Below are 14,122 nucleotides of genomic sequence, written 5' to 3' on the forward strand. Positions count from 1 at the left end.
TGTTACAACTAAAATTCAAGGAGGAATCTCAAAATGAGAATTCAACATAATATTTCAGCATTAAACACACACCGTAATTTAGCAGCAAACAGTTCACAAGCTTCTAAAAATCTTGAAAAATTATCATCTGGTTTCCGTATTAACCGTGCAGGAGATGATGCAGCTGGACTTGCAATCTCCGAAAAAATGCGTGGGCAGATTCGCGGTCTTGATATGGCGAACAAAAATGCACAAGATGGTGTTTCTTTAATTCAAACTGCAGAAGGCGCATTAAATGAAACTCATGCAATCCTTCAACGTATGAGAGAACTATCTGTTCAGTCTTCTAACGATACAAACACTTCATCAGATCGTGCAGAGCTTCAAAAAGAAATTGATGCTTTAAATAAAGAAGTTACAAGAATTGCTACTGATACTGAGTTCAATACACAGTCTCTATTAACTGGATCATTTAATGCAAAAGTTATTCACATTGGTGCTAATACAGGACAAACATTATCAATCTCTATTTCGGCAATGGACGCTACGGCTCTTGGCTTAAATACAGTTGATATTGGTACTCAGTCTGGGGCAAATAGTGCAATTGCTTTAATCGACTCTGCAATTAAATCAGTATCTTCTCAACGTTCTGATTTAGGGGCAATTCAAAATCGTTTAGAACATACAATTAATAACTTAGGAGCTACAAGTGAGAACTTAACAGCTGCTGAATCTCGTATTCGTGATGTGGACATGGCGAAAGAAATGATGTCCTTCACTAAAAACAACATATTAATGCAGGCTGCTCAATCAATGCTAGCTCAAGCTAATCAGCAACCACAAGGTGTACTACAATTACTTCAATAGTTACTTAAAGCCTTATCACATAAGTGATAAGGCTTTTTTAAAAATGAGATTCTCAACGAATGTTTACACATTCTATATATGTGAGTATCATTAAACTGATAAATAAATTGGCAGGAGAAACTATGAATACCATACATACTGAAATTTCAAAAGAAGGTTCTATAATATATGTTTACAATCAAAACAACGAAAATTCTATAAGGTTAAACTCAAAAATATCTCCAAGACGAGAAATTCAAAAGTTCTTGAAGGATTTTAAAAAAGACAAGGTTTATTTTATCATTGGTATAGGAAACTCAGAGATTATTCGACAATTGTTAGAATTGAAATTAGATAATAATGTGGTTCTAGTTGAACCATTTGATGATATAAAAATAAATGAAGATTTAATGGATGATATTAGAAGTTCTAAACTGAGAATATTGACATTCGATGAATTTACTCCATTAAAAGTAAATGAAGTAATACGACATGGTATGGGACTAAAATATGAGATAATTTTCCATCCGAACTACGAAAAGATCGATCCAGCTATTCTCAAGAATACTATGGATATTATTAAGAAAGGAGCAACCATAACACAAATAAATAAGAATACTGAACGTGCATTTAGAGAAGAATGGATAACCGAACCAGTATTGAATTTGGGATATTTTGAAAAATCAATTGATATAAAAGAATACACAGAAAAGTTTAATAACAAGGATGCTATTATTGTGGCATCTGGGCCATCGCTTAAAGAAAATATCGATTTTATTAAAGCTAATAAAGACTCAGCCTATATTTTTGCAACTGGTTCTGCTATAAATGGTTTAATTCACCAAGGAATTTCTCCAGATTTTGTAACCATAATAGATGCAAGTAAAATAAATTATGATGCGCATTTCAAAAATTCTGCATATACAGGTGTAATTATATCAGCTGGAACTACAAATCACGAAATCCTAAAATTTCATAATGGACCACTATTTATGACCAATTTTATGGGAGATACAATTTCTTTTGAGAGTAGACCAGATTTAATAACAATACCTTCTGCACCTTCCGTTGCTATTTATACTCTCTTGATGACACATTTTATGGGGTTTCAAAATGTTTATCTTGTTGGTCAAGATTTAGCTTTATCGGATGGGAAATATTATGCGGAAGGTGTTAAGGAACACAAAGGTTCATTGAACCTAGGGCAAATAATAGAAGTGAAAGCTAATTCCGGAGAACAAACTAAAACAACTCATGCTTTATCATCAATGTTAGAAAGCTTTAATAACGTAATGAGTATGTTGAATAAAACTGAAAAAACTCCTAACGTGTTCAATTTGTCGTTGCATGGAGCAAAAATTCTCCATGTCCCGTATAAGAATAAAAGTGAAATTTTCATTGAGAATAGTATAGATAAATCTTGGCTAGGAGATCTTACAAAACCAAGTCTGAGTTATAGTAAATCAAATGAATACAAATGCTTAATTGAGAATAACAAAAATGAATTAGAAAATTATATAAAAAAACTAGAAAGATTTAACAAAAAAGCAATCAATCTAGTTGATTTAATTTCTTTATTAAAATTAGTAAAAAAGATGAGGCAAAACGAATTTATTGAAAAACATATACTTCCAAAAGTGTATTCAGATACCCAGAAAATTAATAATATGTTTGAATTTGGATTTGAAGGAAATTTTGCCACTAATGAAGAACGGTTAGAAATGTTAGAAACATTAGATTCATTTATTCGCTATGTTTATAAATATGTGAATGAAGTATCTGTGTCGAATAGATGGAAGCATTTAAGTGAGGAGAATAACGATGACCAATAATGAGGAATTATATAGTTCATTAAGTAATTATTTAGAAATATTACCATCTGGATGTGAAAAAATTGCACAGATGTTCCGAGAAGGTAATCAAGATATTGCATTTAAAAGCATAAATGATTTTTCTGATGGTATTGAATGGTTTGTTACGATTACAAATCATCTAAATAAAAATGGCTACACTATTAATTTAGAGGAAGAGCAATTGAAAATGCACTTGCAAGAAGTGAACATATGCTTAAATAACAACGATGAAGTGATGTTAGCGGATTTATTTGAATATGAACTAGCTCCATTTTTTGAAAACATCAAAATAGAGCGTAAATTAAGTTAAAAATGAGTAACGATATTTTTTCGAAGAATCAGCTATACTTCAATGATGCTATAGAAGATATTGTATCGCACGATTTTACTAATTCTCCCTTTATATTTGCCAACTCGAGGGAAGGAATAATAAACTGCCGATATTCTACACCCGAAAAAACTCTATTTATGCACTCTAATTATAACATGAATAACGAAGTTCAAACTTTTTCAAGAATGATTGAAATGGATAATACCCCGTTATTGATTGTTGGATTTTCATTGGGATACCACCTAACGAGTTTGTTACAAGAATCATCAAGAGAAATTTTTATTTTAGAACCTAATATAGAACTATTCTCAAATGTAACACGGAAGGTGGATATTTCTTCATTTTTGCGAAAAGAAAACCTCTTTTTTTTATTCCCTGGTTTTTCACAAAACATAAGTGAAGTTTTACAAAGAAAATTAAGAATAATAATACATGAACCTTCCATGAAAATTATTACGAACAAATCCTTAAAACAAACTATTGAGAATTTATATATGCAACAACTATCTTTCAATCGAAACAAAGAACTGATGAAAGAAAATTTTTTATACAATACCTCGTTAAATTTAGATAATTTAAGTAGTCACTGCATTCAAAGCGATAAAATAATTTTAGTTGCTTCTGGACCTACTTTAGATAGAAGATTAGAGTTGTTAAAAGAATTATCGTTGAGTTTTCCTATTTTCGCTGCTGGCTCTGCTCTAAGAATATTACTAAAAAACAATATTATTCCTTCACTCGTTTTCTTTAGTGATCCCCTAGAAATTGTTTCAAAACAAATTGAAGGAATTGAAACATCTAATTTGACTGGAGTATTTCTTTCTACTTCATCAAGTAAGACTCTAAAAATGTTTAAAGGGAAAAAGCTTATTGCATTTCAAAATGGATATCCAGACGCACAGGAATTAGCAAAAAAACATCAGAAAAAAATATATAATGTAGGTGGTTCAGTAGTCACTTTGATGACGGACTATGCAATTTCGTTGGAACCAAAGAATATCCTATTTGCAGGGTTTAATTTCTCACTAGTCGATGGTGAACTATATACTAAGTCTACTAAAGAGGATGATATTATGATGGATTCCTCAGCTGATTTAAGGAAAATTCAGGATTATTTTGGTAGAGAAATTTTTTCTCCCAAGAATTTAGCGATTTATAAAGAATGGATTGAGAGAAGGATAGCTGAAGAAAAAGAAATTGATTTTCAAAATCTATGTCCTGAAGGTGCATATATACGTAATACTCAACTATATAAATAACGTTTTGCTACACCGACAAATTTTCCAATGCGTTTTAAAAGAGTTTATAATATTTCAAAAAGTAAATTTATTTCGGTTTTGAATATGTGTCATCGCTGAAAAATAAGTCAAATTTCTGCACTATAACTGTCATGCTTACACTTAGTAAATTCTAAGTAAAGCTAAGAATAGGAGTTTTACAATTGAAAAAAATCCTCGTTACTGGAGCGGATGGTTTTATTGGCTCTCATTTAACAGAAAAATTAATTTTACAAGGATACGATGTACGGGCATTTGTATATTATAATTCGTTTAATTCTTGGGGATGGTTAGATCATACATCTGCAGATATTAAATCACACATCGATATATTTGCAGGGGATATTCGTGATCCTTTTGGAGTTAGAAATGCTATGGAAGGTTGTACACATGTATTGAATCTTGCTGCACTAATTGCAATCCCATATTCCTATCATTCTCCTGCTACTTATATCGATACTAACATTAGTGGTGCGTTGAATGTCGTTCAAGCTGCCAGAGAATTAGGTTTGGAAAAAGTAGTACATACTTCCACAAGTGAGGTGTATGGAACAGCACAATATGTTCCTATTGACGAAAATCATCCTTTGCAAGGCCAATCACCATATTCTGCTTCTAAAATAGGGGCAGATCAAATTGCACTTTCATATTTTCGGTCTTTTGACACTCCCGTATCAATAATACGTCCATTTAATACCTATGGACCTCGTCAATCAGCCCGAGCTGTAATACCGACAATAATAAGTCAATTAGCAAGTGGCAAAACTAAAATTAAGTTAGGTGCAGTAAGTCCAACGAGAGATTTTAATTATGTAAATGACACAGTTAACGGATTTATATCGGTAATGGATTCACCTCAATCCATAGGCGAAGTTATTAATATAGGATCTAACTACGAAGTATCAATAGGTGAAACTGCAGAAATGATCGCCGATATTATGGGTATCAATCTAGAAATTGAAACGGATGAGCAACGAATTCGTCCAGGAAAAAGTGAAGTTGAGCGCTTGTGGGCTGAAAATAAAAAAGCAAAAGATTTATTAGGATGGGAACCTATGTATGCTAAAAAAGATGGTCTTAGAAAAGGACTTACAGAAACCATAGAGTGGTTCACTAATTCTAATAATCTAGCACAATACAAGGCAGATGTGTATAACATATGAATGACAAGTGGATGCAATTTACACAGGACATAAAGGAATTATATAAGAAAGACTTTGTACCTTTACATGAACCAACGTTTAATGGAAATGAGATAAAATACGTTACAGAATGTATAGAATCAGGATGGGTGTCTTCTGTAGGTGCATATGTCACCCGATTTGAACAAGATTTAGCCAATTTCGTTGGGGCAAAAAGAGCTGTGGCTGTCGTAAATGGTACGGCTGCTTTACATATTGCTTTAAAAGTTGTGGGTGTAAAACCTAAAGATGAGGTTTTAATGCCATCTCTTACATTTATTGCCACTGCTAATGCAGCTTCTTATCTTGGAGCAGTTCCTCACTTTGTTGATGTATCGATGAAAACATTGGGGATGGATTCGGAAAAACTTCATTTATACTTAGAGCAAATTTCTGAATTCAGGAATGGAGAGTTATACAACAAACAAACAGGTTGTAGGATTGCTGCAATTGTACCCATGCATACTTTTGGACATCCAGCGGATATAAATGGAATACTTGAGATTTGTGATCGATATAATCTTCCTTTAGTAGAAGATGCAGCTGAATCACTGGGTTCTTATTATAATAAGAAGCATACTGGAAGTTTTGGTAAAATAAATGCTTTTAGTTTTAATGGGAATAAAATCATCACAACTGGTGGTGGTGGAGCACTTGTAACAGATGATGAAGAATTAGCTGATTATGCAAAACACTTAACTACTACTGCTAAAGTGCCACATAAATGGGAATATGAGCACGATAGCATAGGTTATAACTATAGAATGCCGAACATTAACGCAGCATTGGGGTGTGCTCAGTTAGAAAAAATGAACACTTTTATTCAACATAAAAGAGACTTAACAGAATTTTACAAGATTGCTCTTTCTGATTTTGCGGATTCAGAGTTGTTTACAGAACCTGAGAACGCAAAAAGTAATTATTGGCTACAGACAATATTGTTAGATGGGAGTAAAAATCGAGACGAAATATTGCGATTTTTGAATGAAAATGGTGTTATGAGCCGTCCTATTTGGAAGCCAATGCATCAGCTACCCATGTTTAAAGAATGTCCATCAATGGATTTAAATGTTACGGAACAATTAAATCGACGTTTAATTAACATTCCGAGTACTCCTGTAGAGGTGAAATGATGGCACGAAAAATATGCGTTGTAACTAGCTCGAGAGCAGAATACGGTTTGTTAAAGCCTTTAATGGATAAAATAAAACAATCAGTTGAGTTTGACTTTCAATTAATAGTATCTGGAATGCATTTGTCTATCGAATTTGGGCATACCTATAAACAAATTGAACAAGATGGTTTTACAATTGATGAAAAAGTTGAAACATTAATGTCATCAGATTCAGCAATAGGTGTACTAAATTCTCTTGCTTTAACAACGATGGGGCTTGCTAATGCATTTCAAAGATTGAGACCAGATTTAGTTGTGATTCTAGGTGATCGATATGAAATGCTTGGAGTTGCTCAGTCGGCATTAATCATGCAAATACCAATTGCACATATCCATGGAGGAGAGTGTACATTTGGCTCCTATGATGATTCCATTCGCCATTCTATTACAAAAATGGCAACTTGGCATTTTACTAGTAGTGAAGCTCATCGAAATAGAGTAATTCAATTAGGTGAGAGTCCTTCACGCGTATGGAATGTTGGAGCTTTGGGAATTGAACATACTGTTAATTTACAACTTTTGTCTAAAAGTAAAGTGTATGACCTATTAAAGTTGAATGAAGAAAAGGAAGTTCTCGTTGTTACCTATCATCCAGAAACTAATGGGGATTCAGAAGGAATCTATGAGTTAATTGATGCTCTTACGAAGTTTAATAATTACAATATTATTTTTACGAAGTCTAATGCAGATAACGGTGGCCGCCATATAAATACAGTCATCGAAAAGTCATTAACTCAATTCGAAAATGCTCAGCTAGTCGATTCATTGGGACAATTGCGATATTTAAGTTTAGTACAACATTCTACAGCTGTCATTGGCAATTCTTCTAGTGGCTTAATTGAAGCTCCTTATTTACAAACTCCCACAGTAAATATCGGTAATCGACAGAAGGGAAGAGAACGTCCTGCAAGTATCATCGATTGCACGAGTGACCTTAATTCTATTGAAACTGCAATTCACCAAGCAATTCAGTTTGATGGAAACTATGAGAGAATTTTTGGAGAAGGAAAAGCAGATGCCCTAATAATGGATTATTTGCTTTCCATACCTCATTATTCTATTAAAAAGGAGTTCTACGACCTATGAATACATATATCATTGCAGAAGCTGGCGTTAATCACAACGGATCTTTAACTATGGCAAAAGAATTAGTATCAGTTGCAAAACGTGCTGGAGCAAACGCTGTGAAATTTCAAACTTTTAAAACCGAAAACTTGGTAACAAAAGATGCGGAACAAGCAGATTATCAAATCAATAACTTAGGACAAGCAAGCTCACAGTTTGAGATGTTAAAAAAACTAGAATTATCATATGAAGATTTTATCGAGTTGAAAAAATATTGTGAAAATGAACAAATTGAATTTTTGTCGACACCTTTTGATTATGAAAGTGTCGATTTTTTACTTGAAAAACTTCAACTTTCAAAAGCGAAGATCCCTTCTGGTGAAATGACAAATTCACCATTTGTACATTATATAGCGACAAAACAAAAACCAATTATTCTTTCTACTGGGATGGCAATGATTGAGGAAATACATGAAGCATTGTCGTTTATCGCGTACGGTTTAGCTTTTCCAAATGAAAATGTGATTATTGAAAAAGTCAAAGCTTTTTATGATACGGAAGATTCTAAGAAAATCTTACGAGAATATGTAACTGTGTTGCATTGCACAACGGAATATCCTGCTCCTTATGAAACAATTAATCTAAATGCTTTGAATCAGATGAAGAATGAATTTCAAGTTTCTATTGGCTTATCTGACCATTCAGAAGGTGTTTCGGTGCCAGTTGCTGCTGTTGCATTGGGTGCAGAATTAATTGAAAAACATTTTACTTTAGATAAAAATTTAGAAGGTCCTGACCACGTTGCCTCTCTAGACCCAAATGAACTCGCTGATATGGTTCGCTCGATTCGAGAAATTGAAAAAGCTTTTGGAAGCGGCATTAAGATGCCAACATTTAATGAGATTAAAAATCGTTCTGCAGCTAGGAAAAGCTTAGTTGCAAAAATAGACATTCAGAAAGGTGAATTCTTCACACAAGAAAACTTGATTTCTAAAAGACCGGGAAATGGGATGCCACCATCAACCTATTGGTCTATTTTAGGTAAAGAGGCTAAAAAGTCATATCAGAAGGATGAGATGATTGATGAATAAACCACTTATAATTCTTGGGAATGGCGGTCACGCCTCAGTATTATCCGAAATATTAAAAAGTCAAAGCCGTAAAATTATTGGTTTTACTTCACCGCAAAGAGAGAAAAATTTACAAGGGATTGTTTACCTAGGGGAGGAGGATATCATTTTTGAATACTCACCCTCAGAGGTAGAATTAGTACTTGGATTAGGGTCAACACATATCGACGACAAACGAAAAAATATTTTCACTAAATTTATAGAGAAAAATTATCGATTCTCAAATGTCATTCATAGTTCTTCAATCATTTCCCCCTCCTGTGAGTTAGGACAAGGCGTACAACTTATGGCAGGAAGCATTATTCAAGCTAACACTAAAATTGCCGATAATACGATTATAAATACAGGGGCAAAAGTAGATCATGATTGTATAATTGAATCCCATGTACACATAGCACCTGGAACAACCATTTCAGGCAATGTGATTATTGGCGAATCAACCCACATAGGTGTGGGTTCAACTATTATTCAAGGAATCACAATCGGTAAGTCATGTATGATTGGAGCAGGGTCGGTATTAATACGTTCAATACATGATGAATCAAAAGTGTACGGAGTACCCGCAAAGGAAGTGAAATAAGTGAGTAAGTGGCACGATATTAAAGTATTGAAAGAGTCTACACTACTTCAGACAATGGAAATTATTGATAAATCGACTCTTCAATTTGCCGTGGTTGTGGATGAAAATGATCATCTTTTAGGAACAGTAACGGACGGGGATATTCGTCGAAGTTTCTTAAAAGGACACAGCAAGGATGTAACCATTACATTTGTAATGAATACTAACCCTACCGTTTTTAAAGTGGGTCATCCACGTAGTTTCTATATTAAATTTATGAAACAAAAACAATTAAAACAGTTACCCCTTGTTACGGATGATAACAAAATTATTGACGTGCTTTTTATAGATAAAATAGATTCTGGATATGAAAATTCCGTAGTATTAATGGCAGGTGGATTAGGGACTAGGCTAAGACCATTGACAAATGATATACCAAAACCGATGTTAAAAGTTGGTGGCAAACCAATTTTAGAAACGATTATAGATGGATTTAAGCAATATGGTTATACACACTTCCATCTTTCTGTTAATTATAAAAAAGATGTCATAAAAAATTACTTTCAAAATGGTGAAGCTTTTGATGTCAGCATTTCGTATGTTGAAGAATCCAATCGATTGGGAACTGCTGGTGCTCTTTCATTGCTTCCTGAAAAACCTAAAACGCCTATTTTTGTTATGAACGGCGATTTGCTAACTCAATTGAATTTTGAACAGTTAATGCACTTCCACATTGAAAACGATTCTATTGCAACAATGTGTGTTAGGGAATTTGAATATCAAATACCATATGGAGTTATTGAAACAGATGGCGATGATTTAGTATCTATAAAAGAGAAACCTGTACATAAAAGTTTTGTTAATGCGGGCATATATGTCCTTAATCCAGAGGCGTTAGATTACATACCTGAAAATGAGTTTTACGATATGCCAGAATTGTTCCAAAAGCTACTAAATTTAGGAAGAAAAACTTCTGTATTTCCCATTCGTGAATACTGGTTAGATATAGGACGTATGGATGATTTTGAAAAGGCAAACACTGAATACGAGGAAAAGAATATATGAAATCCAAAATACTAGCTATTATTCCTGCTCGTGGAGGATCAAAAGGTGTAATCAGAAAAAATATTCGTAATATGGCTGGGAAACCCTTAATTGCATGGACTATTGAAGAAGCAAAAAAATCAAAATACATTGATAGAATAATATTATCATCAGAAGATGAAGAAATAATTAATGTTGCAAAAAAATACGGATGCGAAGTTCCATTTGTTAGACCTAAAGAACTTGCCCAAGATAATTCTACTGGCATGGACCCGGTCCTTCATGCCATTAATCAATGCCCAGGTTATGACTATGTGGTCTTGTTACAGCCAACATCTCCACTCCGCTTAGCAGAGGACATAGATGGATGTATAGAGAAAGTTTTAAAGGAAAAATTACATTATTGTGTTTCTGTCTCTGAACCACCACATTCCCCTTTTTGGATGTACCACGTAAATAATGTTGGAGAAATGAAACCAGTTATTTCCCAACCTGGAATTTCGACTAGAAGGCAAGATTTGAAACCTGTGTATTCATTGAATGGTGCAATTTATGTTGGGGAAACGAGTAAAATCATTGAAAGTAAAACTTTTCTAACTGATAATACAAGAGCTTTCGTTATGAGTTCGGATAGATCATTCGATATTGACACAGAATTAGATTTTAAAATATGCGAGTTTTTGTTGGGAAATAGCGAGAGGTGATTTTAATTTTCTTTTTTAGGAATGTTTATGTTAAATTGCTTAATAATCTGCAAGTTCAGAATGTGAAATTTAATGAATATGAATCGATACCTTTTTGAAATTATATCAAAAGGGTATTTTTTTGATTATGAGTGTTTTGAATATTTACAGGAAAAATATTCTTTCCTAAATGACTAAATTTGATTAAAACTTTCTTACCAAAACTCCTTTCCACTTTCTTGTAAAAAAACTCGTACATTAACCGATATATAACTGAGAAGGTAATATAAAAGGAGGATTTTTCATGCGTGTTTCGACTCAGAATTTCTCTAATGATGTTATGGTATCTTCCACTTTTACTAAGGAGGCTTCTAAGGCGACACCTGAATCCTCTCCGAGTAAGAATGAAATGAAAGATATCTTAATGTACAATGATGAATTTAGTAATACGATTGAAGATAATTTGGTAGAAGATAAAATTAGTAAAGTTATCACAGCTTTAAATGATTTTTTAGCTCAACATAATCGGAATTCCAAATTTGTTATGCACGAAGGATTAGATCGTTATTATGTACAAGTTGTGGACTCTGAAACAGAAGAAGTAATTAGAGAAGTTCCACCTAAGAAGTTATTAGATGCTTATTACACAATGCAAAAATACTTAGGCATGATTGTAGATGAGAAAATATAGGAGGTAAAGAAAATGACACCAATGAGAATAGGCGGTTTAGCATCTGGAATGGATATCGATCAAATAGTCGGAGATTTGATGAAAGCAGAAAGAATCCCTTTGGATAAGCTTTTTCAAAATAAGAAGAGATTTGAGTGGCAACGAGATGCTTTTCGAGAAATTAATACAAAATTAAATACGTTTGATCGATTTGTTTTTGATAATTTTTCTTTATCGAGTAATTTTAGAAAGTCAACAGTTACCAGTACCAATGAAGATTTAATAAGTGCTACGACGAGCGGTAGTGGAGCATTAACTGTTAATTCAGTTGATCAACTAGCAAGTTCTTCATATGGTGTTGGAACGAATCCATTGAAACCAGCTGCATCCTCAACTATAGGTGTTGATGCAACTGTTTCTTTGAGTGTAATACAAACGGATGGATCGATGAAAGACGTTTCTTTATCTTTTTTATCTACAGATAAAGTTTCTGATGTCGTTACTAAAATTAACAACAGTAACGGTGGAGTAACTGCATTTTATGATGAAATAAGCGGTCAATTCTCGTTAAGTGCAAAAGCAAGTGGAAATAATACTAATGGCGCTGAAATAATTGAAACAGGTGGAACAAACTTTTTTCAAACTCAATTTGGCTTTAGTTCAAATGATTTAGCTGCAAATGGTACTAACGCGATTTTAACTGTTAATGGAGCTACTATAGAAAGAACATCCAACTCATTCTCTTTAGCAGGGTTTAACCTCAATTTGAAAGGCACTACGACTACTACAGTGACTTTATCGGCTGCTACAGATGTTGAAAATATGGTGGATAAAGTAAAGGGATTTGTTGAAAAATATAATGAATTAATAAGTGGTCTAAATAGCCAACTAAAAGAAAAAAAGTATAGAGACTTCCCCCCCCTTTCAGATGAACAAAGAAAAGACATGTCAGAAAAAGAGCAAGAACTTTGGGATGAAAAATCTAAAAGTGGAATTTTAAAAAATGATGCTATTCTTCGGAATGGATTAAGCGAAATTAGAAATTCATTGTATGGAAGGGTAGATGGTTTGGGAGATAACATTGTTGATACATTTGCGGAAATGGGTATCACAACATCTTCTAACTTTACAGATGGTGGTCAACTGGTTATTGATGAAAGTAAGCTACGTAAAGCTATTATTGAAAATCCAGATAATGTTACCAAAACTTTTTCAAATAGTGGTGAAAAAACTGCTATTGATGATACACGAGGAATTGCACAAAGATTACGAGATTCCTTAAAAGACTTAACCAAAAACATTGAAAAAAAAGCAGGTAAATCTACTTCTACAGATCAACAATATTCTATTGGGAAGAACCTGATTACAACCGAAGATAGTATTCGAACATTTACAAACAGGCTCCAAGATATCGAATCTAGATACTGGCGACAATTTACAGCGATGGAAAAAGCTATTTCACAAGCAAATCAACAATCTGCCTTTTTAATGGGACAATTTGGCGGAGGAATGTAAGAAGTTGATAAAAAGAAAGGGAGTTGTCTAAATTTGTCAGCACAAACTGCACATCAAATTTACAAGCAAAATAGTGTTAATACTGCATCACCGGGGGATTTAACTCTACTTTTATATAATGGCTGTTTAAAGTTTTTAAATAAAGCTAAAGTTGCCATTAGTGAAGCAGATATTCAAGTTAAAAACATTAATTTACAAAAAGCTCAAAAAATCATCAGTGAACTTATCGTTACTCTTAATATGGACTATGAAATATCTTCATCAATGTTAAATATGTACGAATATATGAATAGAAGATTAATTGAAGCAAACATTAAAAACGATGCCCAGATAATAGAGGAAATAGAAGGTTATGTAGTGGAGTTTCGCGATACTTGGAAAGAAGTTATAAAAATCAATCGCCAAAATTCATTCTCAGGTAACCAAGCATAATGGATTCACTAGAAAGTGCCTTAAAGATATCAAAAGAGCTTTTTGAATTTTTAGCTGAGGTTCCTTCCTCAATTAAACGTGATGAATTCTTAAATAATTTGTCCAAGCTTCTTGAGGATAGAGAAAAAGTTTTTGCAGATTTGTTGGATTTAGAATCAGTTATTGCAAATGAAAAAGATAAATATCAAATATTAGTGGAACTAGACCAAGCTATTCTTAAAAGAATGACTTTGATTCAGGAAACTATCAAAAGGGATATATTGTCCCTACAAGTCCGAAAAAAAACAGAATCTAGTTACACAAATCCATATTCATCTACTCAAACATCAGATGGAATGTATTATGACAAAAAAAAATAGTATAAATAAAAAATCTATCTTTTA

15 protein-coding genes are annotated in these 14,122 nt (G+C 33.1%); all 15 read left to right on the forward strand.

The window, feature by feature from the left end; genetic code table 11:
* Positions 1-33: 33 nt before the first annotated feature.
* The 15 genes from D3873_RS03325 (at position 34) to D3873_RS03395 (ending at position 14,098) form a co-directional block, all read left to right on the forward strand.
* Positions 34-846: a flagellin N-terminal helical domain-containing protein gene (locus D3873_RS03325; RefSeq protein WP_119882690.1), complete on the forward strand. Its 813-nt coding sequence runs from the start codon at positions 34-36 to the stop codon at positions 844-846.
* A 122-nt stretch (positions 847-968) separates the two neighbouring features.
* Positions 969-2,657 carry a motility associated factor glycosyltransferase family protein gene (locus D3873_RS03330; protein ID WP_162920130.1) on the forward strand — a complete coding sequence of 563 codons (1,689 nt, stop codon included), beginning with the start codon at positions 969-971 and terminating at the stop codon, positions 2,655-2,657.
* Positions 2,647-2,988, forward strand: a complete 342-nt coding sequence (locus tag D3873_RS03335) for a DUF8042 domain-containing protein (protein WP_119882692.1) — start codon at positions 2,647-2,649, stop codon at positions 2,986-2,988. Before D3873_RS03330 ends, D3873_RS03335 begins: the two co-directional genes overlap by 11 nt.
* A gap of 2 nt (positions 2,989-2,990) precedes the next feature.
* Positions 2,991-4,268 (forward strand): motility associated factor glycosyltransferase family protein, encoded by a 1,278-nt coding sequence (locus D3873_RS03340; RefSeq protein ID WP_119882693.1) that lies wholly within the window; start codon positions 2,991-2,993, stop codon positions 4,266-4,268.
* 182 nt (positions 4,269-4,450) lie between these two features.
* Positions 4,451-5,449, forward strand: coding sequence for an NAD-dependent 4,6-dehydratase LegB (locus D3873_RS03345; protein ID WP_119882694.1), 999 nt, complete (start codon positions 4,451-4,453; stop codon positions 5,447-5,449).
* Positions 5,446-6,600: a LegC family aminotransferase gene (locus D3873_RS03350; protein ID WP_119882695.1), complete on the forward strand. Its 1,155-nt coding sequence runs from the start codon at positions 5,446-5,448 to the stop codon at positions 6,598-6,600. Before D3873_RS03345 ends, D3873_RS03350 begins: the two co-directional genes overlap by 4 nt.
* On the forward strand, positions 6,600-7,727 hold the full coding sequence (neuC, locus tag D3873_RS03355; protein WP_119882696.1) for a UDP-N-acetylglucosamine 2-epimerase: 1,128 nt from the start codon (positions 6,600-6,602) through the stop codon (positions 7,725-7,727). The genes D3873_RS03350 and neuC overlap by 1 nt, the downstream gene beginning before the upstream one ends.
* Complete coding sequence (gene neuB, locus D3873_RS03360; RefSeq protein ID WP_119882697.1) at positions 7,724-8,797, forward strand: N-acetylneuraminate synthase; 1,074 nt, start codon at positions 7,724-7,726, stop codon at positions 8,795-8,797. The genes neuC and neuB overlap by 4 nt, the downstream gene beginning before the upstream one ends.
* On the forward strand, positions 8,790-9,416 hold the full coding sequence (locus D3873_RS03365; RefSeq protein ID WP_119882698.1) for an acetyltransferase: 627 nt from the start codon (positions 8,790-8,792) through the stop codon (positions 9,414-9,416). The genes neuB and D3873_RS03365 overlap by 8 nt, the downstream gene beginning before the upstream one ends.
* Positions 9,417-10,460, forward strand: coding sequence for a nucleotidyltransferase family protein (locus D3873_RS03370; RefSeq protein WP_119882699.1), 1,044 nt, complete (start codon positions 9,417-9,419; stop codon positions 10,458-10,460). It abuts the gene before it with no gap.
* The gene (locus tag D3873_RS03375; protein WP_119882700.1) at positions 10,457-11,143 is read left to right on the forward strand and encodes an acylneuraminate cytidylyltransferase family protein; all 687 of its coding nucleotides are present in this window, start codon (positions 10,457-10,459) and stop codon (positions 11,141-11,143) included. The genes D3873_RS03370 and D3873_RS03375 overlap by 4 nt, the downstream gene beginning before the upstream one ends.
* 283 nt (positions 11,144-11,426) lie before the next feature.
* Entirely contained in the window at positions 11,427-11,813 is a 387-nt protein-coding gene (locus D3873_RS03380; protein ID WP_238473819.1) for a flagellar protein FlaG, read from the forward strand.
* A 12-nt stretch (positions 11,814-11,825) separates the two neighbouring features.
* Positions 11,826-13,307: a flagellar hook-associated protein 2 gene (locus tag D3873_RS03385; protein WP_119882701.1), complete on the forward strand. Its 1,482-nt coding sequence runs from the start codon at positions 11,826-11,828 to the stop codon at positions 13,305-13,307.
* Positions 13,308-13,340: 33 nt separating this feature from the next.
* Positions 13,341-13,739, forward strand: a complete 399-nt coding sequence (gene fliS, locus D3873_RS03390; protein ID WP_119882702.1) for a flagellar export chaperone FliS — start codon at positions 13,341-13,343, stop codon at positions 13,737-13,739.
* Complete coding sequence (locus D3873_RS03395) at positions 13,739-14,098, forward strand: hypothetical protein (RefSeq protein ID WP_119882703.1); 360 nt, start codon at positions 13,739-13,741, stop codon at positions 14,096-14,098. The genes fliS and D3873_RS03395 overlap by 1 nt, the downstream gene beginning before the upstream one ends.
* Positions 14,099-14,122: the final 24 nt, after the last annotated feature.

Origin of the sequence: Paenisporosarcina cavernae (genome assembly GCF_003595195.1) — a bacterium.
In the GTDB taxonomy this organism is placed as follows: domain Bacteria; phylum Bacillota; class Bacilli; order Bacillales_A; family Planococcaceae; genus Paenisporosarcina; species Paenisporosarcina cavernae.

Excerpts from the sequence above, each read along its gene's own strand:
- D3873_RS03395 (WP_119882703.1), top strand. The coding sequence starts at position 13,739 with ATGGATTCACTAGAAAGTGCCTTAAAGATATCAAAAGAGCTTTTTGAA.
- D3873_RS03325 (WP_119882690.1), top strand. The coding sequence starts at position 34 with ATGAGAATTCAACATAATATTTCAGCATTAAACACACACCGTAATTTA.
- D3873_RS03340 (WP_119882693.1), top strand. The coding sequence starts at position 2,991 with ATGAGTAACGATATTTTTTCGAAGAATCAGCTATACTTCAATGATGCT.
- neuC (WP_119882696.1), top strand. The coding sequence starts at position 6,600 with ATGGCACGAAAAATATGCGTTGTAACTAGCTCGAGAGCAGAATACGGT.
- D3873_RS03330 (WP_162920130.1), top strand. The coding sequence starts at position 969 with ATGAATACCATACATACTGAAATTTCAAAAGAAGGTTCTATAATATAT.
- D3873_RS03380 (WP_238473819.1), top strand. The coding sequence starts at position 11,427 with ATGCGTGTTTCGACTCAGAATTTCTCTAATGATGTTATGGTATCTTCC.
- D3873_RS03365 (WP_119882698.1), top strand. The coding sequence starts at position 8,790 with ATGAATAAACCACTTATAATTCTTGGGAATGGCGGTCACGCCTCAGTA.
- D3873_RS03375 (WP_119882700.1), top strand. The coding sequence starts at position 10,457 with ATGAAATCCAAAATACTAGCTATTATTCCTGCTCGTGGAGGATCAAAA.
- D3873_RS03350 (WP_119882695.1), top strand. The coding sequence starts at position 5,446 with ATGAATGACAAGTGGATGCAATTTACACAGGACATAAAGGAATTATAT.
- D3873_RS03335 (WP_119882692.1), top strand. The coding sequence starts at position 2,647 with ATGACCAATAATGAGGAATTATATAGTTCATTAAGTAATTATTTAGAA.
- D3873_RS03385 (WP_119882701.1), top strand. The coding sequence starts at position 11,826 with ATGACACCAATGAGAATAGGCGGTTTAGCATCTGGAATGGATATCGAT.
- neuB (WP_119882697.1), top strand. The coding sequence starts at position 7,724 with ATGAATACATATATCATTGCAGAAGCTGGCGTTAATCACAACGGATCT.